Genomic DNA, 1,575 nt, shown 5'->3' with positions numbered 1-1,575 from the left:
GCGGCTGGAGCCATTTGGCGGTGATGTCGCGGGGTGCGGCGATGGTGAGCGCGCTGCTCGCCTGACCCGCCTGCATCGCCCGCACGGCATCTTCAAACTCCAGGAAACCGGCGCGTAGGGCATCCAGCCCCGCTTCGGTTTCGGGGGTGAGTTCCAGCCCCTTGGACGTGCGGCGGAACAGCACCACGCCCAGCAAATCTTCCAGCGCCCGAATCTGCTGACCAACCGCCGCTGGCGTTACCGCCAGTTCGTCGGCCGCGCGCGTGAACGATAAATGCCGTGCCGCCGCATCCAGCACGCGCAGGCCGTTGAGCGGCAAATGCGTCCGCTTCATTCGGCCACCGCAGGCGCGATCAGCGCGAAATGAGGGATGGCGACCTCGAACGTCTCGCCGCTGAGGCCGATCATGCGGTAGCTGCCCTTCATCGATCCGGTCGGGGTATTGAGCGGACAGCCGGACACATAATCATAGCTTTTGCCCGGCTGGACCACCGGCTGTTCGCCGACCACGCCGTCGCCATCGACCCGGTGCTGGGCACCGCGCCCGTCGGTGATGACCCAATGACGGGTCAGCAACTGGACCGGCTGACTGCCCTGATTTTCGATGCGGATATGATAGGCCCAGAACCAGCGGCCCCGGTCCGGCTCCGACTGTTCGGGCAGGAAGGAGACGGCGACATGGACGATGACGTCCTGCGTCTTGGCGTGGAAGGGGAAAAGTGCGTTCACGGCCTTACGAATGCGCCCTTACCCCCTTGCCCGTCAACGCCCGATCGTCCGCAATGCCTGATCGAGATCGGCGATCACATCGTCCGCATCCTCCAGCCCGACATTGAGCCGCAGCATGTCTTCGGTGATGCCGACTTCCAGCCGCGCGGCCTCTGCCATGCCAAAATGCGTGGTCGAGGCCGGATGCGTCATCAGCGAGCGCGAATCGCCGATATTGTTGCTGATGTCGACCAGTTGCAGCCCGTTCAGAAGCCCATGCGCTTCGGCCCTGCCTCCGCCGACATAGAGCGAGAAGATCGGCCCGGCCATCTCCATCTGGCGCATCGCCAGCGCATGTTGCGGGTGGCTCTCCAGCCCCGGATACAGCACCTTGGCGACGCGGCTTTCCAGAAATTTCGCGACCTTGAGCGCATTTTCGCTCTGTCGCCTGATCCGCAGGTCCAGCGTCTCCAGCCCCTTGAGCACGACCCAGGCGTTGAACGCGCTAAGCGTCGGCCCGGTGTTTCGGTGGAAGGGCAGCAACGTATTGGTGATCCATTCCCGCGTGCCACAGATCGCGCCGGCCAGCACCCGGCCTTGCCCGTCCATCATCTTGGTCGCGCTATAGGCGACCACATCCGCGCCGAACTCCATCGGCCGCTGCAGCGCGGGGGTGGCGAAGGCGTTGTCGATGACGCTGGTGATGCCATGCGCCTTGGCGATGACGCAGATCGCCGCCATGTCGGCGACATCCATCGTCGGGTTAGCGGGCGTTTCGAAGAAGAAAACCTTGGTATTGGGGCGGATCGCCGCTTCCCATGCCGCATTGTCGGTGGCGTCGACCGTGGTCGTCTCGATCCCGAATTT

3 protein-coding genes are annotated in these 1,575 nt (G+C 64.3%); all 3 read right to left on the bottom strand.

Going from position 1 to position 1,575, the window contains the following annotated elements; genetic code table 11:
• The coding region (locus IL54_RS02000; RefSeq protein ID WP_037472681.1) for a LysR family transcriptional regulator at positions 1-334 on the bottom strand (334 nt) is incomplete at its 3' end.
• The gene (apaG, locus tag IL54_RS01995) at positions 331-729 is read right to left on the bottom strand and encodes a Co2+/Mg2+ efflux protein ApaG (protein WP_037472674.1); all 399 of its coding nucleotides are present in this window, start codon (positions 727-729) and stop codon (positions 331-333) included. The genes IL54_RS02000 and apaG, both read right to left, overlap by 4 nt.
• Before the next feature lie 33 nt (positions 730-762).
• A partial coding sequence (locus IL54_RS01990; RefSeq protein WP_037472679.1) for a trans-sulfuration enzyme family protein occupies positions 763-1,575 on the bottom strand: 813 nt, incomplete at its 5' end.

The organism is Sphingobium sp. ba1 (genome assembly GCF_000743655.1).
Lineage (GTDB): Bacteria > Pseudomonadota > Alphaproteobacteria > Sphingomonadales > Sphingomonadaceae > Sphingobium.
The sequence above is the reverse complement of the archived record's forward strand: the minus strand, read 5'-3'. Positions and strand labels throughout refer to the sequence as shown.